The sequence below is a fragment of the Candidatus Koribacter versatilis Ellin345 genome (assembly GCF_000014005.1).
Lineage (GTDB): Bacteria > Acidobacteriota > Terriglobia > Terriglobales > Acidobacteriaceae > Korobacter > Korobacter versatilis_A.
In genome coordinates, this window is sequence record NC_008009.1 from 1779704 (window position 1) to 1802497 (window position 22794).

General features: G+C 58.6%; 14 protein-coding genes. 6 read left to right on the forward strand and 8 right to left on the reverse strand.

Annotated features, from left to right (window positions below):
- Positions 1-7: 7 nt before the first annotated feature.
- The 5 genes from ACID345_RS07580 (at position 8) to ACID345_RS07600 (ending at position 7409) form a co-directional block, all read left to right on the forward strand.
- Positions 8-568, forward strand: coding sequence for a hypothetical protein (locus ACID345_RS07580; protein ID WP_011522276.1), 561 nt, complete (start codon positions 8-10; stop codon positions 566-568).
- Positions 569-794: 226 nt separating this feature from the next.
- The gene (pilQ, locus tag ACID345_RS07585) at positions 795-3221 is read left to right on the forward strand and encodes a type IV pilus secretin family protein (protein ID WP_011522277.1); all 2427 of its coding nucleotides are present in this window, start codon (positions 795-797) and stop codon (positions 3219-3221) included.
- 69 nt (positions 3222-3290) lie between these two features.
- Complete coding sequence (locus tag ACID345_RS07590; protein WP_011522278.1) at positions 3291-4628, forward strand: APC family permease; 1338 nt, start codon at positions 3291-3293, stop codon at positions 4626-4628.
- Positions 4625-5716 carry an aminotransferase class I/II-fold pyridoxal phosphate-dependent enzyme gene (locus ACID345_RS07595; RefSeq protein ID WP_011522279.1) on the forward strand — a complete coding sequence of 364 codons (1092 nt, stop codon included), beginning with the start codon at positions 4625-4627 and terminating at the stop codon, positions 5714-5716. The genes ACID345_RS07590 and ACID345_RS07595 overlap by 4 nt, the downstream gene beginning before the upstream one ends.
- Positions 5717-5816: 100 nt before the next feature.
- Complete coding sequence (locus ACID345_RS07600; RefSeq protein WP_011522280.1) at positions 5817-7409, forward strand: DHA2 family efflux MFS transporter permease subunit; 1593 nt, start codon at positions 5817-5819, stop codon at positions 7407-7409.
- A 289-nt stretch (positions 7410-7698) separates the two neighbouring features.
- Here the strand turns inward: ACID345_RS07600 and ACID345_RS07605 are convergent, their stop codons facing one another.
- The 8 genes from ACID345_RS07605 to ACID345_RS25255 form a co-directional block, all read right to left on the reverse strand.
- A complete protein-coding gene (locus ACID345_RS07605) occupies positions 7699-8607 on the reverse strand; it encodes a LysR family transcriptional regulator (protein ID WP_011522281.1) in 909 nt (302 codons plus the stop codon).
- Between the two features lie 70 nt (positions 8608-8677).
- On the reverse strand, positions 8678-9520 hold the full coding sequence (gene proC, locus ACID345_RS07610; protein WP_011522282.1) for a pyrroline-5-carboxylate reductase: 843 nt from the start codon (positions 9518-9520) through the stop codon (positions 8678-8680).
- A 45-nt stretch (positions 9521-9565) separates the two neighbouring features.
- Positions 9566-10513 carry a homoserine kinase gene (gene thrB, locus ACID345_RS07615; protein WP_011522283.1) on the reverse strand — a complete coding sequence of 316 codons (948 nt, stop codon included), beginning with the start codon at positions 10511-10513 and terminating at the stop codon, positions 9566-9568.
- Positions 10510-11736, reverse strand: coding sequence for a threonine synthase (gene thrC, locus ACID345_RS07620; protein ID WP_011522284.1), 1227 nt, complete (start codon positions 11734-11736; stop codon positions 10510-10512). Before thrC ends, thrB begins: the two co-directional genes overlap by 4 nt.
- 8 nt (positions 11737-11744) lie before the next feature.
- Positions 11745-13040 carry a homoserine dehydrogenase gene (locus tag ACID345_RS07625; RefSeq protein ID WP_011522285.1) on the reverse strand — a complete coding sequence of 432 codons (1296 nt, stop codon included), beginning with the start codon at positions 13038-13040 and terminating at the stop codon, positions 11745-11747.
- Positions 13041-14450 carry a lysine-sensitive aspartokinase 3 gene (lysC, locus tag ACID345_RS07630; RefSeq protein ID WP_011522286.1) on the reverse strand — a complete coding sequence of 470 codons (1410 nt, stop codon included), beginning with the start codon at positions 14448-14450 and terminating at the stop codon, positions 13041-13043.
- 263 nt (positions 14451-14713) lie between these two features.
- Positions 14714-15679: an L-lactate dehydrogenase gene (locus tag ACID345_RS07635; protein WP_011522287.1), complete on the reverse strand. Its 966-nt coding sequence runs from the start codon at positions 15677-15679 to the stop codon at positions 14714-14716.
- A gap of 71 nt (positions 15680-15750) precedes the next feature.
- Positions 15751-19137, reverse strand: coding sequence for a chitobiase/beta-hexosaminidase C-terminal domain-containing protein (locus ACID345_RS25255; RefSeq protein WP_011522288.1), 3387 nt, complete (start codon positions 19135-19137; stop codon positions 15751-15753).
- A gap of 326 nt (positions 19138-19463) precedes the next feature.
- On the opposite strand from ACID345_RS25255, the gene treS reads away from it, so the two are divergent.
- Positions 19464-22790: a maltose alpha-D-glucosyltransferase gene (gene treS, locus ACID345_RS07645; RefSeq protein WP_011522289.1), complete on the forward strand. Its 3327-nt coding sequence runs from the start codon at positions 19464-19466 to the stop codon at positions 22788-22790.
- Positions 22791-22794 lie beyond the last annotated feature (4 nt).

The window sequence follows — 22794 nt, forward strand, 5'->3', positions numbered from 1 at the left end:
GAAGATTATGAAGGTTCGAACCGGAATCTTGATGCTGGTGGTAGCGACGGGCAGCCTTTGGGCGCAGCAGCCCGCGCCTGCTCCGGCACCTGCGCAGACGCAAGCTGCTCCTGCGGAGAAACCGAAAGCGGAAGCCTCGGCTAAGCCCGCAACCAAAAAGAAGTCTTCTTCAAAGAAATCCGCGGCTGCCTCTAACTCAGGCGGTGCCGTGGCGACGAATGTCGCGGCGAAGCCGAAGCGTGCAGCCGGTCCGGGCAAACGGGATCCATTCGTTAGCCCGATCCGTGCGAATGCAAACGAGCCGATCAACTGCGGTACCGGAAAGCGCTGCCTGGTAGTTGATCAAACCAACCTTCAGGGCATCGTCAAGGCGCCGAACGGCATGATCGCGGTGGTTTCAAACCCCGCGAACAAAGCATATTTCCTGCGCGAGAACGATCCCGTGTACAACGGTTTCGTGATGCGCATCACTCCGGATAGCGTCGTTTTCCGGGAGCAAGTCACCGACAAACTCGGCAAGAAATACACACGCGAGGTTGTCAAGAAAGTTTCCGCCCCCGTGGTTTAAGCGGTGGCGTCGCGCAGTGCGCGGGCAAAATAGAACATCATTTTGCAACTAGATCTTTGAGCAGTTGGGTCCGTTAAGCAGTTGCATTGCAAACCGACTCCGTCGAGTGCTGTAGATGAACGGAGAGGCGCGCTAACGCTCTAGTGCGATTGAGTTCCGAACAAGGGCGGGATTCACGATCTGCACGGCTAGCCGGTGAAACCACCGGACCGTGAGGAGAATTTAGATGAGGCTGAAGCAACTACTGGGTGTTTCCGTAACGCTGCTCGCGCTGGCTGGCGCTGCAGCGGCCGCCGGGTCGCAGTTGACCAACGTAAACGTCGCGTCGGAGGGAACTTCGACTGTCGTTACGCTGCACACGACCGGCGCCTTCACGCATAACGAATATCGACCTGCAGACAATTTGATGCTGGTCGATTTGACGGGTGTTTCCGCCGGACAACTCCAGGAGCGCATGCGCAACCTGGATGCTGCCAGCGTGAAGTCGTACCGCGTGCTGACTTATACGGGCACCAGCGGAACGGAAGTCACCCGGGTTGAATTGGCTCTTGTGCCGGGAGCCGCTGTTGAGGTCGATAAGAAAGACGCCGACCTCACATTAAAGATCTCGGGCGGGGAAGTAGCGGCTGCGGCTCCGGTGAGGGCACCGGCAGCAGCGCCCGTTGCTCCTGCGCCTGTTGCTACGGCAACCGCAGCTCCCGCAGCGAACACCACGCCGGTCATGATCCGGCAGGTGAACGTGACGCGCGGCGCGAATGGCATGGAAGTCGCCATCTCGCCACGCACAGCGGCTGCTCCGATTACGCAGACGCTGTCGGGCCCCGACCGTCTCGTGATCGATCTGCCAAACGCGATCCCGGCCGTACGCACCAAGCAGATCGCCGTCAACAGCTCTGACATTAAGGGCGTCCGCATCTCGCGTTACCAGGAGAATCCTCCGGTTACGCGCATTGTTGTGGACATGACCAGCGCGCATGATTTCCAGCTGGTACCCGGCGAAAAGGAACTGGTCGTAAAGCTGACGCCCTCGATGGCGAAGGCTGCTCCAGCTCCAGTGGTCGAGAGCAAGCCCGCAGCGACGGAAGTCGCAAAGGCTGACGCTCCGGCTGCGATCCCGGCTGCCGCACCTGCCGCTACCGACACCAAGCCCACCGCCACACCGGCGCCGAGCTTCGTGATGGTTGACGCGCAGAACCCGGTCAACGTTCCGAAACCTGCTCCGGCCGTTCGCTCGTTGGAAGCCGCCTCTGTGATGGCTACGACCATCGCCAAGGACAAGGTTGACAACGTTCTTCCGCCGACAGCATCGGAAGCACCAGCCGGCGCCGTGAACCTGGCGCAGGAACAACAGACGCAACAGCACAGCGCTCAGCCGGCGTCGGGTCCCCGCTACACGGGCGAACCGATCTCGGTGAACCTGAAGGATGTCGACCTGAAGGACTTCTTCCGCCTGATCCACGAAATCAGCGGCTTGAACGTCGTTCTCGACCCCAGCGTCAAAGGCACCGTAACCCTGGTGCTCGACGACGTACCGTGGGATCAGGCCCTCGACATCGTGTTGCGGAACAACGGCCTTGACCGTCAGCTCGACGGCAACGTCCTTCGCATCGCCTCAATCGAAACGCTGCGCACGGAAGCCGTTGCCCGCCGCCAGCAGCTCGAAGCGCAGGCCCTCGCGGTGGACAAGGTCACCGTCACCCGTTTCCTGAGCTACGCTCGCTCGGCCGATCTCGTCCCGACACTGAAGAAGTTCCTCAGCGCTCGCGGCGACATCATTGCCGACGGCCGTATGAATGCTCTCGTGATCTCGGATATTCCGGGCGTCATCCCGAGCTTGGACCGCTTGATCTCGCAACTTGACCGCAAGACGCAGGAAGTTGAAATCGAAGCCCGCGTCGTGGCGGCAACCCGCACCTTCGTACGTGAGCTTGGTATTCAGCTCGGCGGCGGCTGGGGCGGCGCCTCCACATCGGTCAGCGGCAACCCGAACGCTGGTTTCGGTAGTACGAACTTCAAGAACCCGGCCGGACAGCCGATTACCGGGGCTCCGTTCCCGATTTCCACGACCGGCGCTTTCCCGCTCTTCACCAACTTCCAGGTGTTGAACCCGACAGCCGGCCTTGAACTCATCAACATCGGCCACTCCTATGGCCTCGACCTCTACCTCAGCGCTGCTGAACAACGCGGCCTGTTGAAGATCCTGTCGAGACCGCGTGTCGTGACCCAGAACAACGTGACTGCTCTCGTCCGCCAAGGTTTCCGTCTGCCGGTCGTTACGCTGTCGCAGTTGAACGGTCCTCCGACCGTCACCTACGTGGACGCTTTCCTCCGCCTGACGGTTACGCCCCAGATCACAGTTGAGAACACCATCTTCCTGGCAGTCGACGTGGAAAACACCACGCCTGACTTCACCCGGACGGTACTCGGCAACCCGATCCTGTTGACGCAACAGACCACCACCCAGGTCCTCGTGACCGACGGCGGCACGGTCACCATCGGCGGCGTGGTTCAGACGCAGAACACCTTGACGAGCCAGGAAGTTCCGATCCTCGGCGACATCCCGATCCTCAAGTACTTGTTCATGCACAAGACCACCAACACCCAGACCCAGGAACTGATCTTCTTCATCACTCCGAAGATCGTTCAAACATAGCCAGCTCTGCTTCCGACGCCGGGCGAGCAATCGCCCGGCTTTTTCTTTGCCGTGTAGGATGAGAGCCACGTGAGCAAAGCCCAACAACTTGTCCGCAGCGTTGGCCTCTTCGACGCCACGATGCTGGTGATGGGCGGTATCGTCGGCTCCGGCATCTTCATCAATCCTTACGTAGTTGCGCAACAGGTGCACACAGCACCGCTAATCCTCGGTGCGTGGCTGGCAGGTGGCGTCATCGCTACGCTGGGTGCCTTCATCTATGCCGAACTCGCGGGCCGGCAGCCCTCCGTGGGCGGCCAATACGCCTATCTCCGTGACGCCATCCACCCGCTCGCTGGCTTCCTTTACGGATGGGTCCTTCTGCTGGTGATTCAGACCGGAGGCATGGCAGCCGTCACCGTGACCTTCGCGCGGTACTTCCTTGTTCTTACCCATTGGGCCGTGCCAGAGAGAGTGGTTGCCGTCGTCACGCTATCGCTCCTCACTCTGATCAACTGCCTCGGTGTGAAGTTCGGAAGCCGGGTACAGAGTGCGCTCATGATCCTGAAAATCGGCGCGATTGCATTTCTTGTCGTCGCCGGGTTTCTCTACATTCGCGAGCCGTTTGCTGTCGGTGGAACTGTACTCGATCGCCCCCTCTCACCAGGCCTTCTATCTTCATTTGGAGCCGCAATGGTCCCGGTGCTCTTCGCATTTGGTGGCTGGCAGACGGCCAATTTCGTTGCCGGCGAAGTTCGCGATCCGCGAAAGAATCTCGCGCGTGCCTTGCTCCTCGGCGTTGCTGGCGTGATCGTCCTCTATCTCGCCGTGAACTTCGTGTGCGTGCGTGCGCTCGGGCCTGTGGGACTAGCTGCCACCCGCGTACCCGCTACAGATGTCATGCGTCTCGCGATGGCGCAGCGTGGCGCAACGATCGTGACGCTGGGTATCACCGTCTCAACCCTCGGCTTCCTAAGCCAATCGATTCTCACCGCTCCGCGCGTTTACTTTGCGATGGCCGAGGATGGCGTCTTCTTCCGCGCAGTAGCCAAAGTGAACGAAAAGACCCACGTCCCCATTCTGGCAATCGTGCTGCAAAGCGTGTGGACGATCGTTGTTGCGCTTACTGGCCGGTATGAACAAATCCTGAACTACGTTGTTTCGATGGACTTCGTCTTCTTCGGACTGACGGCTTGCACGCTGTTCGTATTCCGAAAGCGCAGCTCCTTGGAAAACGGCGCCAGTGGCGGATTTCAGGTGCCAGGCCATCCCTGGACCACGCTCGTATTCATCGCCGCCTCGTGGCTCGTGGTCACGAATACAATCTACAAGTATCCCGCGAACAGCCTTCTTGGCTTCGCGATTCTTCTCGTCGGCATGCCGGTGTATTGGCTGTGGCGACGGAAAGGAAAAGTCCTCTCGCAATGACGTCCTCCCGCACCGCCGCCCACTCGCCCTACATGGAATACGCGAAGCTATACTCCGCCGCGAAATACAATCTTGCGACCAGTGGAGTCATGTCGTATCCGTTGGCAGAACTGCCAGTGCGCTTGGAGGACCTAGAGATCAACGGTCCCACCGTGTACGGCTACGCGCCGCTGCAGGAGCGTCTCGCGAAACTCAATGGTGTGAAGGAAGAGAACGTTGTCGCAGCTTACGGGACTTCGATGGCCAATCACCTCGCCATGGCTGGAACTTTCGATTCCGGTGACGAAGTCCTTATCGAGGAGCCAACGTACGAGTTGCTCACCAGCGCTCTGGCGTTTCTCGGCGCGAAGATCAAACGCTTCCCGCGTCCTTACGAGAGCGGGTTCGCAATCGATCCGGCCGACGTTAAGCGCGTAATTACGCCGAATACGAAGCTAATTGTTATCACCAACCTTCACAATCCCAGCAGTGTGCTGACAAGCGATGCGGTGTTACGCGAAGTCGGTGAAATCGCCGCGAAGCACGGTGCCCGTGTGCTCGTGGACGAAGTCTATCTCGAAGCCCTCGGCGATAAACGTCCCAAGCCCGCGATCCATCTTGGTGAAAACTTCCTCGTTACCAGCAGCCTCACCAAAGCCTTCGGCCTCAGTGGCGTGCGTTGCGGATGGATCCTCGCCGAACCCAAACTTGCGCACCGCATCTGGCGCATGAACGACCTCTTTGCAGCCACTCCTTCGCATCCCGCTGACCGCATCAGCGTCATTGCCCTCGACAATCTTTCGCGTGTCGCCGAGCGCGCTCACAGAATCCTTGATGAAAACCACCGAGCGCTGAACGAACTGCTCGCTTCGCGCAACGAAATCGATTTCGTGAACCCCGGCGTCGGCACTACTGTCTTTCCCAAGCTCCGTTCTGGCAGTGTCGAAGCGTTCGACCGCTTTCTCCGCGAGAAGTACGAAACCGCCATTGTTCCCGGCAAATTCTTTGAAATGCCGCAACACTTCCGCATCGGTCTCGGCGGCGATACCGCGATGACTCGCGAAGGCCTGAAGCGGCTTGCCACGGCGCTCGCAGAGTTTCGCCCCTAGCCGACCTCCACCTTTTGCAACCGAGCACAGGCTCAACTCATCTCTTACTGTGACGCTCTGACCCGCAGTAAATCCCATTGAAAACAGGGAAGGGATTGGAATGAGTAGTGCTGCTGTCCAGCAGCAGGAGGCGTCTGCCACAAGTCCGTGGTTGATTGCCATTGCTGTCATGTTGGCGACCTTTATGGAGGTGCTCGATACCTCGATCGCCTCGGTCGCCCTGCCACATATCGCGGGAAGCCTTTCGGCAACGAACGACGAAGCCACCTGGGTACTCACCAGCTATCTCGTCGCCAACGCCATCATTCTCCCGGCGAGTACGTGGTTTGCGCTGCGCTTTGGTCGCAAGCGCTTCCTCATTATCTGTATCGCTATCTTTACCGTTTCCTCGTTTGCCTGCGGTGCTGCCACAAGTCTATGGATGATCCTCGCCGCGCGTGCTATCCAGGGCGCCGGAGGGGGCGCGTTGCAGCCGCTCTCGCAGGCCATCTTGCTCGAAAGTTTCCCGCCGCAAAAACGCGGCTTGGCGATGGCTGTCTTCGCCCTCGGCGTCGTTGTTGCTCCGGTCCTCGGTCCAACCTTTGGCGGCTGGCTCACCGACACCTACTCCTGGCGCTGGGCCTTCTACATCAACATCCCCATCGGAATTCTCGCTGTCTTCATGATCTTGCGTTATGTCGTCGATCCTCCGTACATCAAGAATGCAAAGCCCGGAAGAATCGACGCCATCGGCCTCGGCCTGCTCGCCGTTTGGCTCGGCGCGCTTCAGATTATTCTCGACAAAGGGCAGGAAGTGGATTGGTGGAGTGCTACTTGGCTGCGCTGGGCTACCCTCGTTCTGCTCGTCACATTCATTGCGTTTCTCTGGTGGCAATTCACAGCCGAGAAACCGCTGGTGAATCTTCGCGTCTTCACGCATCGCAATTTCACTCTGGGCTGCATCATGATCGGCCTCTTCGGCGCCGTGATCTACGGCATGGTCACGCTGCTGCCGCTGTTTTATCAAGAGTTGATGGGCTATACCGCCCTGAATGCCGGCATCGCTGTGAGTCCCCGGGGTGTGGGTGCAATTGTCGCCATGCCCATAATCGGTATCCTTACCAGTCGCATTGACAATCGCTGGCTGATCGCCTTCGGCTTCGCGCTCTTCGGAATTTGCAGCATCTGGTTCGGCGAAGTCTATCTCGGCATCGGCCCCTGGACGTTCATCTGGGCGATCATCCTCAGCGGATTCGCGTCAGGCTGCGTCTTCGTGCCGCTCTCTACCACCACGATGGCAGGGCTCCGCAACGAAGAGATTGGCAACGCCAGCGGCCTCTACAATCTCCTGCGCAATATCGGTGGCAGCATTGGCATTTCCATTGTGAACATGATTGTTGCCCGCCACTCGCAAACGCATCGCAACGATCTAGTTCACAACATCTCGGCACAGAACCCGAACTTCCATAACCAGTTCGGTGCGATCGCGAACGGCCTGAAGGACGCAGGATCCGGCGGCAACGGAGCGCCGCTGTGGGATTCAACCACGCGGGCGTGGGGCGTTGTGAATGGCATGGTCGAACGCCAAGCGCGGCTCTGGTCCTACGTTGACGACTTCCGCTATCTCGCGCTCGTATGTTTCGCGTGCGTGCCCCTGGTCTTCATGCTGAAGAAGGCAGTCGCTAAAAAGGGAGCTGTGGGCGCCGCGCACTAAAGGCGGCGCTCCGCTCAACCTACGCGCTTATCGCGGTCTTCTCAGACTTCCAGAAGGGATTGTCGAGTCCCGCTAAAGGGTGTTTTTCATCCGGCCGATTCGTTTCCGGATGTCGCTCTTCGTTCTGGGGACACGGCGAGTTCAAATGGTGTTCGCTTCCACAATAAGGACAGTGCATCAGAGTTGCTCCCGAATAGAGTGTTGCACCTTACGCAACTCTTATTAGAAGCCTCCGCGCGAGAACGCAGAAACGCAAAATATTAATTCGCTCGAACGATTATTCGAATTGTCACATGCGATGCGACTTCGATTTTTTCGCCACCGGACGATGGCGCATGAGATCGATGAATGCAGTCGCAGAACGGGGTAGAGTGCGATCGTTACGGTAGATCAGGCCTAACTCGCGCCACATGTCCACCCCTGCAATCGGCAGCATCTTGGCTTTCCCTGCGCGCACTTCATCTTGCGCGAAGGTGCTACTCAATAGCGTTACGCCCACGCCCGACACCACGAAGCTCTTGATCAGCCCAACGCTTGGGATCTCCATCGCCACCCGCAGCTTCGAATTGTATGGGCGGAACAGTTTATCGAGCTGTTGGCGCGTGTAGCCAGTCTTCGGGAAAATCTGCGGATACTCCGCGATCTCCTCGATCGTCACGCTCTCCTTCGCGGCCAGCGGATGCCGTACTGGCACCATCAGTTCGAGGCGATCACGGAAGATGGGATGGACTTTCAACGACGGTGATTTCACCGGAAGCGTCGCGATGCCGAGATCGATTACGCCGTCTTCCACAGCTTGCAAAATCTTGCGGCTGAAGTTGCGGTAAACCGTAATCTGCACCTGTGGGAATTGCTGGCAATACTCGGTGAAAATATCCGGCAGCACATACAGGCAGGTCGCCTCATTCGCGCCTATGGACAGCACTCCCCGAGGCGTTTCGCCCTGATCGGCAACCGCGCGCAACGACTCGTTGCGCAAAGCAACCATGCGCTGCGCGTATTCCAGCAGTACCTCTCCGGCGGGTGAAAGACGCACGATCTTACCCGAGCGGTCAAAGAGACGCTCGCCGTATTCCTGTTCCAGTTGTCGGATTTGGGCGCTGACGGCCGATTGCGAGCGGTAGACCTTTTCTCCGGCGCGCGAGAAGTTCCCGAGCTTGGCTACCTCGAGAAAAGTCAGGAGCTGATCGAAGTCCATGCATTAATGTATCAAACCGGAGCTTCAAGGCAATGTGACAAGTTGTCGAACCTCCCAAACCTTGGTCACCTTAACTGAACACCAACTCCTTCGCGCGCTGCGCAGCCTTCACCACCGCTTTAATCAGCGTCACCCGCAACTTGCCCTCTTCCAGTTCGAGGATGCCATCAATTGTGCAGCCTGCCGGCGTCGTTACGGCGTCCTTCAATTGCGCCGGATGTTGCCCGGTTTCCAGCACAACTTGCGCCGCGCCCATCGTTGTCTGTGCTGCCAAAAGCGTCGCCAGATCGCGCGGTAAGCCGACCTTCACGCCTGCTTCCGCCAGGGACTCGATGATGATGTAGATAAACGCTGGCCCGCTCGCCGACAGCCCGGTCACGGCATCCATATGTTTTTCTTCCACGATAGCCGTGCGGCCCACCGTATTGAACATCGCCTGCGCCAGATCGAGTTGAGCCGCAGTAGCGTGCGCACCTTTGCAGATGCCCGTCATGCCCGCACCCAGCATTGAGGGTGTATTCGGCATGGCGCGAATGATCGGCACCTTCGCCGCGAGCCGCTCTTCCATGTAGGCCGTCGGAACCGATGCCGCTACCGAGATCAGCAGCTGGTTCGGCTTGATCTCGTCACGCAAACTGGTGAGAACAGTACCAATCTGCTGCGGCTTTAGTGCGACGAGGATGATGTCCGCGCCTTTGATTGCCGCGGCGTTATCGGTGCCAACCTGAATGCCGAACTCCTGCGTGAGCTTGGCGGTCTTATCTGCATGGTTCACCGTCGCGCGCACGCGCTTCGGCGAGAGCAGTCCTTCGCGCAACATGGCTTGCAGCAGGATGCTGCCGATCTTGCCGAGTCCGAGGATCGCGACGGTCTGTTGGGAGAGCTTCGAGGTCGATTTCGCTTTGCTGGTCATAGGTCTTTCCAGTGTCTTAGTTTGATGGTTGCGCAAACGTGGTACTTACGCGAAAACCGAAGGATCCGGTTCGTTTGGAGGGACCTCGCTGACCGGAGCTTCGTCATTGCGGTGCACAGCCAGCGTACGAACCTGGTAGGGAAGTCCAAGCCCCTCGTAGATATTGGCTAGCATTCGCTCGATCTCGCTAAAGCTCTGCGTCGCGAAGCACACAATGGACGGTCCCGCGCCGCTCAGGCACACGCCAAGAATGTCAGGATGATCAAGCATCAACGCTTGGTCGAGTCCGGGAATGAGTTTCTGCCGATGTGGCTGATGCAGGCGATCAGAAAGCGCTTCGTGAAGAAGAGAGAAGTCTTCGCTTTGCAACGCGTGCAACAGATGCGCCATTCGCTGGAGGTTAAATACCGCATCGTGTCGCGAAACTCTCTCCGGCAGCACGCTCCGCGCTGCCGACGTCGAGAGATTGTATTCGGGTGTCGCAACGATCAGGCACAGCGATGCCGGCCAGGGCATCGAGACCGCTGAAGTCGAACCATCGGGAAGCTGGCAACTTGCAGTCATGCCACCGAGCAGCGCAGCAGAAACATTATCGGGATGTCCTTCCAGCGCCACCGCGGCATTCAGCAGATCGCGCGCCTGCATCGGCTCCATGATTGCCTCGTACAAGCGCAAACCCGCAACCGTGGCTGCGGCACTGCTTCCCAGACCCGAACGTATAGGAATGTCGCAATGCACATCCACTTCAAGGGAAGGGAACGACCCGCTGTGCTGCCGCGCGAGGAAATTGAACGCGCGCTCGATATAGTTGTCGCCCTTGAGTTGCTGCCCAATGAAATTGAAACGAAGCTCGTTTCTGCCCTCGATCGCCCGCACTTTCAGCCGCAAATAAAGCTGCACCGCCACGGCAAGCACGTCGAATCCCGGCCCCAGGTTTGCCACCGAGGCCGGGACCGTAATCTCGATTTCTCCGCGTTCGGCGAGCGCGCTCATCCGTTCACCTCGGCCAGTCGCGCTTCATTCGCCTTCGCATGGGCCTTCAGGATGTAGTCGGTGTCCTTCAGCGCGTGGCCCGTCAGGATCGCGACCACCGTGGCATCGCGATCGAGCTTGCCTTCCGCATGCAGCTTGCGCAGCCCGGCGAGCGTAGTGGCCGAAGCCGGCTCGCAGCCAATGCCATCGAGGCCTATGAGCGCCTTTGCTTCGCCGATCTCTTCATCGGTTACTTCCATCACGAACCCGCCGGTCATCTTCACACCATGCAGCGCCTTGCGCCACGACCGCGGATTGCCAATTCGAATCGCTGTCGCCACCGTCTCCGGATGTTCCGTCGGAGTCAGTTCGTCCGCGCCAGTCCGCCACAGCTCAGCAAATGGATTCGCACCCGCCGCCTGCACCACTACGAGCTTTGGCAACCGATCGATAAATCCAAACTCCTTCAGCTCCTCCAGCCCTTTGCTGAATGCCGCGCTGTTACCGAGATTCCCTCCGGGACAAATCACCACGTCCGGTACCCGCCAGTCGAGTTGCTCCATCATCTCGAAGATGACCGTCTTCTGCCCCTCAACGCGGAACGGATTCACAGAATTCAGAAAGTAGATGTCGTCGTTTTTCGTGTTAAGAAGCTGATCGAGTGCCGCGTCGAAGCTGCCATCCACTTCGACGATCTTTGCGCCAAACTCCAGCGCCTGAGCCAGCTTGTTCAGCGAAATCTTTCCACTCGGCAGATAGACGTGGGCTTCCAATCCCGCGCGCGACGCATACGCCGCCAGCGATGCCGACGTATTGCCCGTCGAGGCACAAGCGACGATCTTCGCGCCGACATGTTTGGCTTCCGTCATGCCCGTGGTCATACCCAGGTCTTTAAAGCAGCCAGTAGGATTCCATCCGAGATGCTTGAAAAACAGCTGGTCGAGACCGGTGGATTTGCCGGTCTTCAAGCCGTGTACCAGTGGCGTATTTCCTTCGGAGAGGGTTACAAGATCTTCTAACGAGTAGGGGCCGGGCAGGAGGTCTCGGAAACGCCACACGCCGCTTCGGTCGGCGCTGGCGTTCGACATTCGACGCTCCAGCCACATTCGCTTTACCTGCGCCGGATCCTGCTTTGGCGCTTCCATCACCACTTCCAGCAGGTCACCACACTTCGGGCACGCCACCGCGCGTTCGTGTAGATCCAGCGTGTGCGCACAATTCCGGTTGTTGCATCGCAAATGCATTCGGTCCCCTATTTCAAAATCGGCATGCAGAACGGCGCCTGCTTGTGGAAGTCGAGTTTCGCAATTTCGGCGAGCGCATTGTCGAGCTTCGCCGCGCTGCATGTTTCCAGCGTCATCACGAACGGCAGCTCTGTTTTCGGACAACCCGGCTTCTGCAACACGGAGTCAATGTTAATCCCGTTCTTCGAAAGCACGTTCGCGATCGCCGCGATGATTCCCGGTTTGTCCTGAATGACGAAGCGCACATAGTGCGGCGTCTCGAAGTCGTTGCTCACCGCGAAACGCGCCGGATCGGCAGCGTCATATTCGCGCGGCTTGTGGCGTGCGATGTGCAACAGATCGGAAACCACCGCGACCGCCGTCGGATTGCCGCCCGCCCCGAAGCCCGCAAACACGGTTTCGCCGCCAAATTCGCCGGTGCTCACCAGCAAATTCTGGCTTCCTGCCACACGCGCCAGAGGTTCGGTTTGCGGCACCAAAGCCGGTTCGACGGACGCATACAGCTTATTGCCGTGCTTCTCGGCGCGCGAAATCTGCCGAATCGTGCAGCCAAGCTGGTGCGCGTAGTCGAAGTCAATTTGCTGCACGCCGGAGATCGCGCGACACTGCACTTCATCCGCACGCACGTCGGCGTTCAAGCCTACGCGCGAGAGGATGACCAGCTTCGCGCGCGCATCGTAACCTTCAATGTCATCGGTCGGATCAGCCTCGGCAAGTCCCGCCTTCTGAGCCTCGACCAACGCATCGGCGAACGATGCCCCGCTCTGTTCAATCCGCGTCAGGATGTAATTGCACGTTCCATTCAATATCCCGCGCACCTTGTGCAGCCGATCGCCCGCCAGACCATCTTGCAGTGCGGCGATCACCGGCACTCCGCCCGCAACGCAGGCGCCAAAACCAAGGTGCAGATCGCGTTCCCGCGCCAGCGCGAACAGCTCGCTGCCATGGTGAGCAATCAGCTGCTTGTTTGCCGTCACGATGGCCTTACCCGCCAGCAGTGCGCTTTTCACCCACTGGTATGCAGGATCGAGTCCACCAACCAGCTCGACGATCACTTCCGCGTCCGATTTGATCAGATCATCGAACGTATCGGTCCACTGCACATCGCTCGAGACCCAATCCACCTTCTTGCGTGCGACATCGCGGTTGTACACATGCGTCAACTGGAAGGGAAGCTCTCCATTACGCGAGGCCAGCAGACGCGCCACCGAACTGCCGACGGTGCCAAAGCCCACCAGTGCGACCTTGCAAACTTTCGCCGAAGCGTTCTCTGGGAGGCGTGTCACTTTCAAAGTCGAAGCCATTTATGCTACCCCCGAACAGCCGGCGTAAACTTCGTCGCCCTTGGCTGCGAACGTTAATTTCTCTTCCTCGAAGAAGTGGGCGTGCAGCGCCTTCACCGCTCGCACCGCCTCGTTTTCTTCCGCCACGAAGCTGATGTTGATCTCCGACGCACCCTGCGAAACCATGTGAATGTTGACGCCATGCTTGGCCACCACGGCGAAGACATCGGCGCAAATACCCACCCGCCCGCGGATGTTATCGCCCACCAGGCAAACGATGGCCTTTCCGTTCTCCACATCCACTTGCCCCAGCCGCTTCAGATCGCTCACCAATGCCTTCACATCGCGCGTTCCATCCAGCGCCACCGAAACGCTCACTTCGGAGGTATTTACCAGGTCCGGCGAGAGCGAATGCTTCTCAAACACTTCGAACAGCGACCGCAGGAAGCCATGATTGATCAGCAGCCGTGGCGCGCGGATATTCAAAATCTTCGTGCCCTTCTTCAGCGCGATGGCGCGGAAGGTCGTCGCACTATGCGGTGCGTGTTGCTGGATGCAGGTGCCCGTGCTCTTCGGATTGCGCGAATTCAGTACGTACACCGGAATATTCGACTCGACCGCCGGAATCAGCGTCGCCGGATGCAGCACCTTCGCCCCGAAGTAAGCCAACTCCGAAGCTTCTTCGAAGCCAATCACTTCAATCCGCCTCGCATCTTTGCAAATCCGCGGATCGGTCGTCAGCATGCCTTCGACATCGGTCCAGATCTCAATCTTCTTCGCGCCCAACGCCGCGCCCACGATCGCTGCCGAAAAGTCTGAACCTCCGCGCCCCAACGTCGTCTGCGTGCCGTCCTCGGTCGCGCCGACGAAGCCGCCCAATACTGGTACCCGGTTCTTTGCGAGATGTTCTTTGAGAGCGCTGCGGAGGCGGGAATTGGTCTGATCGAGAAGCGGAACGGCCTTGGTATGACAGTTGTCGGTCACGATACATTGACGGGCATCAATATGTATCGCATCCACCCCAGCGGCTTTGAACAGCGCTACCACCATCACGCTCGACAACATCTCGCCGAACGACAAGACGTTGTCCTGGGTGCGGGGCGAAAGCTCACCGAGCGCCGCAATGCCCTTGAGCACGTCCTGCAGGTTGCCAAATAGTTCCTGCACCTGCTCTTCGGCCGCCCCTGCGCCCTTGACGCCCGCCAGCACCGCCAGGTGCCTTTGCCGTCCAGCCTTCCATAGCTTCAGCGCCGCCGCGAGGTCACCCTTCGCCGCGGCTTTGCCCATCGCCACCAGCGAGTCCGTAAACCCGCCCAGCGCACTGACCACGACCGCCGGCTTTTGTTTGGCGCGGTCACGGACGATCCCTGCCACCCGCGAGATCGCCGCCGCGTCTTCCACCGAGGTACCACCGAACTTCATGACAATCATCACCGGCTCCCTTTTCGCCGAAAACAGAAAACCCACCTACCCTGCTTAGGGCGGTGGGTTTGTAAGTTCTTGATTCTTAGAGTTTAAGTGCTCTTAAAATCCCCCTCCGCCCTTTGTGGTTCGCGATGTTGTTGTAATTCGCGTACCAATACCCGAGATTGTGCACGGCATGCACATGGCCATCTGGGTTGGGCGGAAGCTTGCCATAATTTAGTTCGATGAGTGTAGAGGAACCGGCGGATGCCGGTCAAGCATACTTTCCGTTACCGAGGGAGATGCCCCTCAATCATCCCCTTCAAAACCTCCGCCGAATGCTGGAGCTTGGCCAGTTCCTCCTCGCTCAAATCCGGCGTGAGCACCTGTACCACTCCCTTCGCTCCAACGATCGTCGGCAGGCTCAGATACACATCATTGATCCCATACGCGCCTTCGACTAGTGTCGAGGTCGTGAGCACCGTCTTCTGGTCGCGCACAATCGACTCCACAATCTGCATCAGCCCCACCGCGACGGCATAGTACGTCGCACCCTTACGCTCGATGATCTTGTACGCCGCATCGCGTGTGTCGGTAAAGATCGTGTCAAACACGTGCTCATCGTACGGAAGAGAGTGCAGTCGGCAATACTCGCGCAGTCGAATCCCAGCGATGTTTGCCAGGGACCAGATCGGCACCTCGGTATCGCCATGCTCGCCGAGAATCAATCCGTGCACACTGCGCGCGTCCACGGAAAAATGCTGGCCCAATAAGTAGCGGAATCGCGCCGTATCGAGAATTGTTCCCGAACCCAATACACGGTGCGCCGGCAACCCCGAAATCTTGTAGCTTGCATAGCTGATGATGTCCACCGGGTTCGTCGCGATCAGCAGCAGCCCATCAGGATTGTGCTTCACAACCTCCGGCACAATCTGCTGAAAGATCGCCAGATTGCGATCCAGCAGTTGCAGCCGCGTCTCCCCGGGCCGCTGCGCCGCTCCCGCGGTAATCACCGTCACTGCAGCACCACGACAATCCGCGTATTCGCCAGCCCATATTCGCGTCGCCGCTCCAAAGGGGACAGCGTGGTTTAAGTCCATCGCTTCGCCTTCCGCCTTCTTGTGGTTCGCATCAATCAGCACGATCTCCGCGGCCAACCGCCGTTGCAGCAGTGCGAACGCAAAGCTCGCGCCGACATTTCCGAGTCCGACCACAGCGATGCGAAGCGGTGTGTGGGAAGCAACCGAGTTAGCCATGGGGTTCAGCCTACCATCGAAAAGAAAAGCCGGAGCTTTAAGCTCCGGCCTTTGTGAATGACGAACGACATCTACTGTCCGAACTGCCAGCTGATGATGTCCTGGATCGCGGTCTGCCCGCCGGTTCCACCGGTGAACCCCGCATACGCCGTCGTCGAACCGATGGTGCTCGCGACGTTGATCGTCCAACTGTACGTAAACGTCTTGCTCGTCACCTTGTCCGTCAAATTCAGCGTGAGTGTGTTGCTGGAATACGTAATTCGCGCAAACATCGTGTCGCCGCTGTGTAGGCTGATTCCGCTTGGGGTCAGGTCCACCGCGGGCGTGGTCGGCGCAGCGCCATTCGCATAAAGACCGACCGAGTTCGTCCCCTCGCCCGAGTTGCTGTAGAGGTCGAACTTTAGGGCAATGCTGTGATTGATCCCCTGATATCCCAAGGCACCGCCATTGCTGCCGATCGCCGTCGCTGCGTTGTTCTGCAGCACGAAGGCAAAACCATCTGCGCTCGCACTAGTTTGTTGAAACGTGAATTCCGTGGTGAATCCCGTGTCGGGCTGGAGCGTTGTAACGAAGGCACTCCCGGCTTGATTCGCTCCTCCGTTGGTTAAGCGCAATTTCGTGCCGTTCAGACCAGAACTGCCATTTTGCTGCAGCCCTGTCGCGCTAAAGCCGGGTCCATAGTTGATTGTCGGCGTTTCCACGGTATACGTGTAGGTGGACGGGAAACTCGGCCCGTATCCACTCTGCACGTCCATCACATTAAACGTCGTCGTGTTCGTGATCGTGATCGGGCTGGTATAAGGGGTTGAACTCGTTGTCGGGTTGCTGCCATCGGTGGTGTAGTACACCGCAGCGCCAGCGTAACCCGTCATCGTCACTTGCACGGAGCTGAAGTACTTTCCGCCTGCAGGAGAGACTGTCGGCTTCGGAGAGACTCTCAGGTTCGAACTGGCATAGGTCCAGTTAAGAATCTCCTGGACTGCGGAGAGCCCCCCAGTTCCTGCCGTGAATCCAACCCAACCTGTATTCCCGCCAACATACGCAGGAATGTTGATGCGCCATGCAGTTCCATACGACTTACCACTCTGTAAGTCAGTCAGGATGAGCGTCAACCGCGTACCGTCGTAGATGAAGTGTGCGTTCAACAAATCGCCGCTGTGGAGATCAAGTCCGCTGGGCGTGAGATCAATCGCCGGAGTTGTAGGCGTGGTGCCGCTCACGAACATGCCAATCGAGTTCGGACCTTCCCCTGCGTTGTCGTAGAGGTCGAATTTGATCGCGACACTCTTGGCGATCTTTGGCGAAGTCGCTCCACAACACGGGTCCGGGCCATAACCAAGGCCTCCACCGGAAGCGCCTATGGCATTAGCTCCTGATCCTTGGAATACGAATGTGAATCCGTCTGCACTTGCGCTCGTCAGTTGGAAATTGAAGTCTGTGATAAACGCCTGAACATTGATAGGCGCCGTTGCGAATGCTGAAGATGCCTCGTTCGTTCCACCGTCCGTCAGCCGCAATCGCGTGCCGACCAGCGCCGCACTTCCGTTGAGGGTGAGTCCGCTGGAATTGAAGCCGGTGCTTTCGTTGATCGTGCTCGAAGGCTGCACGATCGTAAATGTCGCAAAACTAACCGGACTTGCGTTATATCCCGGCGCGGAGACGATCGCTTTAATCACAACTGTGCTGTAGAACGTCATCGGTTTCCCTGCGTATTTCGTCGATGACAAGGTTGGCGTGGTGCCGTTGGTCGTGAAGTAGATCACGCCTCCCGGAACCGTCGTCGAGAGCGACAGCGTTACCGGCGATGTGAACGTGCCGCCATACGGCGATATGCCCGGTGCCGCCGCCTGAGGCAACGCGCTCACAATTCCGAAGACGCTGACCGCAGCCTGGGTGCCAACATAAACCTTACCGTTCGCCACCGTTGGCACGGAGAATTTCACCGGCAGTCCCAGCCCATCGCGAGCGGCATTCTGGTTCGAGTTGTAGAGCTCGGTTCCCAGGTTAGTCGCGTCGTAAGCGTGCAGGATCGCCGCGGTATTGCTTAAATATCCTTCGTTCTGCAACGCCCATGCGATGCCGTTGCTATTTCCATTCGAGGAAATACTCACCGTCGGTCCGGGGAAGTGGTACACCGTGCTCGAGTGCGACGTCGGTGTGGAAGAAAGCAATCCGTTGCCCACGCTGAACGCCTTCACTGTATCGCTCGGCCCTTGGCCGCTGCCGCCGAAATACACGCTACCGTTCCAATATGCCGGCGTAGACCATGTCCCCTGGATCTGTCCTTGAACACTCTGCACAATCTGCGAATCGTTGCCGCTGTGGAAGTGTCCCATGCTGTGGCCCGACCCGCCGGTCACATCGAGCAGGTAAATCGTGCCTTCTTTTCCGGATTCAAGCAGCAGATTCGGATGCGCCGTCGAGCCCGCCGTTGAGGGCAGAAGGAGTACGCCGCCCGACCCGAGATCCGCGTCAGCAGAGTTCAAGCTCGTCTGGTCATACGGGGTAAAGTAATCACTCAGAGCAAGCCCGCTCGTCGTGCTCAGTCGGACGATGCTGTCGCCGTAGTTGTTGGTGCCGTCCCAGCTTCCATTGCCGGTCGCGACATACACGTTGCCGCTGGCGTCACCCGCCGGCCCATCACCCGCCATCCAAATGCCGCCGTCACTTCCGGTGGGATCCGCTACCCAGCGCGAGTGCTGCGTCATCGGCGAAGTGCCCACACTGTATTCAAACACCCAGCCATGGTACGGGCCGTTATCGCAGTGCGATGCCGTTGCGATATACACCTTGTTGTTTTGCAGTAGCAGACCGGCACGTTGCGCTTCGAGCAGAGGAGAGTACGTGATTGTCGTCTGCCCGACGGTGTAGGTGCCCTGGATATCCACGGGTCCGCCGAATTTCTCCGCGCCGCTCGTGATGTCCAGTGCATGCAAACGCAGGTGGAAGATGCCATTCTCCTTCGTCTTCGCGGTCAGGTACATAGTGTTTGTCGCAAGATCGATGACCGGTGTACTCGTGATACCGATCTCGGGAACAAGATCTCCACATCCTGCGTCATTATTGCTGTCCACTGTCGTAATGCCGCTCGCCGGGTTGATGAAGCTTACGTGCCAAAGAGCAGCCCCGGAAGTATCGGCGTCAAAGGCATACGCACTGTCATGTTCAGTCACCACGAACAATACGTTGTGCGGGGTACCTCCGACCGTTAAATTCGGCACGTACAACGGCTGCGCATACACGTAGCCATCCACCGGGAGGGAGAACAACTTGCCAAATTGCCCGGAATTTACGTTCGAAGTCGTCAGCGTCGTTTCGCTGGTGTTCTGGCCGGTTCGAGCAGTGTCGTTGTGATAGGTGGTCACCGGCACTTGCGCCAACACTGAGCACGTCAATAGAAGCACAGCGATGAACGGCAGGGCAGAGTGACGAATCGACAGCTTGGCTCTTGAAAGCACGGGTTTCCTCCGGCGAAACGCGACAGCACAGGCCCACAACGAGGGTCGAACATGAACGGCGAGGGAGTTTGGTCTTACGGAACGGAGTGGCAAATCAGCAACTTAGCTGAGTTCGAGAGTTATACCCGTTCTTGCCGGGATTTTCCAGTAGGAATCTGGTCAATTTGTCGGTGTTTCTCCGGACACATTCCTGGTTCTTCCGCTGTCCGCGCGGCATCTCTCCAAGCTGGAAACCTCATCGAAGTTCTTTTGCCCTCATTGGTTTTCCAGAATCCCGGGCTCGGTACTGATTCGGCCCCGAACCATCATCCATTCACCCGATCGGCATGGATTTGATTTCGACACAGACTTGGTTCAAAGACGCGATCATCTACGAAGTGCACGTTCGTGCTTTCTACGACAGCGTGACTGACGGCATCGGTGACTTCGGCGGTATCACCCAGAAACTCGATTACCTCGAAGACCTCGGCGTCACCGCCGTATGGCTCCTGCCCTTTTATCCGTCGCCGCTCAAGGACGACGGCTACGACATCGCCGACTACAACAACGTCCATCCGTCTTACGGATCGCTACGCGAGTTCCAGCGCTTTCTGCGAGAAGCCCATCGTCGAGGAATCCGCGTCATCACCGAGTTGGTGCTGAACCACACCTCCGATCAGCACATCTGGTTCCAGCGCTCCCGCCGCGCCGAACCCGGTAGCCGCTGGCGCAACTTCTACGTCTGGAGCGACACCCCCGATCGCTACCAGGACGCGCGGATCATCTTCAAAGACTTCGAGACCTCCAACTGGACATGGGACCCGATCGCCAAGGCCTACTTTTGGCACCGCTTCTATTCCCACCAGCCTGACTTGAACTGGGAAAACCCTGAAGTTCGCGAGGCTATGTTCGATGCCATGGACTTCTGGTTCGACATGGGCGTGGACGGCATGCGCCTTGACGCCGTTCCGTACCTTTACGAACGCGAAGGCACCAACTGCGAAAATCTCATCGAGACCCACGGTGCCCTGCGCGAACTGCGCAAGCACCTCGACGAAAAATACAAAGACAAAATGCTCCTCGCGGAAGCGAATCAGTGGCCGGAAGACGCTGTTGCCTATTTCGGTAAGGGCGATGAGTGTCACATGGCCTTCCACTTTCCGCTGATGCCGCGACTCTTTATGTCGCTGCGAATGGAAGACCGTTACCCGGTCACCGATATTCTTCGCCTCACGCCGCCTATCCCCGAGACGTGCCAGTGGGCGCTCTTCCTGCGCAATCACGACGAGCTCACCCTTGAGATGGTCACCGACGAAGAGCGCGATTATATGTACCGCACCTACGCGCACGACCGCACAGCGCGCATCAATCTCGGAATTCGCCGCCGCCTCGCGCCGCTGCTCGAAAACGATCGCCGCAAGATCGAGCTCATGAACGCGCTGCTCTTTTCGCTGCCGGGAACACCCGTTGTTTATTACGGCGACGAGATTGGCATGGGCGACAACATCTACCTCGGCGACCGCAACGGTGTTCGCACGCCGATGCAGTGGAGTGCCGATCGAAACGCCGGCTTTTCAAAAGCTAACCCGCAAAAGCTCTACCTTCCCGTCAACATCGACCCCGAATATCACTACGAGGCGGTCAACGTCGAGAGTCAGCAGAACAATCCTCACTCGCTGCTCTGGTGGATGAAACGCGTCATCGCGCAGCGCACGCAATTCAAGGCCTTCGGCCGTGGCACGCTCGAATTTCTTTATCCCAGCAATCGCAAGGTCGTCGCCTACATCCGCCAGTACGAAGACGAAACCATCCTCGTGGTCGCCAACCTCTCGCGTTTCACTCAGTGTGCCGAACTCGATCTCAGCCGCTTTAACGGTCTGGCGCCAGTCGAAATCTTTGGCCGCGCCCGGTTCCCGAACATCACTGAACAGCCTTACTTTTTCTCGCTCGGTCCACACGCGTATTACTGGTTCCACTTGCAGCCGCGCGAGGTCACGCACGAGTCGCTGACCACCAACGCCGCCGCGCCGTCGGTTCCGACAATACTGGTAGAGTCCACCGCAGACGTCTTTGCGCCCGCCACACGCGATGCCTTTTTCCGCCTTCTCCCAGCCATGCTGGTCAGCCGCCCCTGGTTCCAGGGGAAGTCGAAAACCATCCGCAGCCTCGATCTCGGCGACGCCATACCGCTTCCGCAGACCGGCGCCTACGTCGTGCTACTCAATGTTGATTACGCCGACGGCGACCCAGAAACCTATCTCACGCCTCTCTCTATCGCGAGTGGAGAAAAGGCCGATGCCATCCTCCGCGATCGTCCCGACGCGGTCCTCGCCAAGCTTGACGATGGCAAACGCCAGGTCCTGCTCTATGCCGGTGTTTATGACCGCGAATTTGCCGACTCGCTCCTCCGGGCCATCGTCAAACGCAAGCGCTTTAAAGGCGAGATTGGCGAGCTCGTGGCCGGTCACACCCGCTCCTTCCGTAAGGCTTGGGAGAACCAGCGTGCCGGCTTGGAACCGAATACTCAGCCCGGTGAACGTAATACCGTAACAATCACTTACGGAGAGAACTTTAATCTAAAGCTTTACCGTAAGCTGGATGCTGGCCCGAACCCCGATCGTGAGATGGAAGAGTTCCTGACCGAGGAAACCAGCTTTACTCAAATACCCCGAGCGCTCGGCTGGCTGGAGTACCGTCGTGGCGAAGAGGAGAGCCTCGAGCAGACCACCATCGGACTGCTCGTCGGTTACGCTCGCAACGCTACCAACGGTTGGACCTACGCCCTCGACACTCTCGGCATTTTCTTCGAGCGCGCTCTCGCCATTCCGCAAAACGACCCGCGTCTAAAGGACCTTACCGACGGTTCTGTCCTTGCCATGGCCAACCAGCCGTTGCCGCCGATCATGGGGGAACTCCTCGGCAGCCTTGCCGACAACATGCGTTTGCTTGGCCAACGCACCGCCGACTTGCACGTCGCGCTCGCCAGTCGACCCGACATCCCGACCTTCGCTCCCGAGCCGTTCACCGAGTTCTATCGCCACAGCCTGTATCACGGGATGCTCGGTCAATCGAGCCGCGCCATGGACACCCTGCGGGCTCGACTCCGTTCGCTTCCCACTGCTTCGCAGGACGACGCCCAAGCTCTGATTAATCGCGAAAATGAACTGCGCGCCAGGCTCCTGCGCCTCCGTGACACTCGAATTTCCGGCACTCGCATCCGTCACCACGCCGATTACCAACTCTCGAATATTCAATACACTGGCAGCGATTTCCTCGTGTCTAACTTTGAGGGAAATCCCGAACGTCCGATCGGCGAGCGGCGCATCAAGCGTTCCCCGTTGCGAGACATCGCAAGCATGGTGCGTTCCTTCCATTACGTCTCGCATGCCGTACTCTTCGACCAGGTACCCGGGATCGTGCTGAGCCGCGACGCCTACCCGCAATTGGAGCGCTGGGCAACCGCGTGGTACCAGTGGGTCAGCGCGTTGTTCTTGAAGGGCTACCTCGAACGCGCCGGTACTGCCGCCTTTCTGCCGCGCTCGCAGGAGGAACGCGCAGTGCTGCTTGAGTCCTATACGTTGGAGAAGGCGCTGATCGAAATCGAATACGAACTCACGCACCGGCCGAACTGGGTCCGCATTCCGGTGCATGGCATTCTCGAACAGCTCCACTGAACCC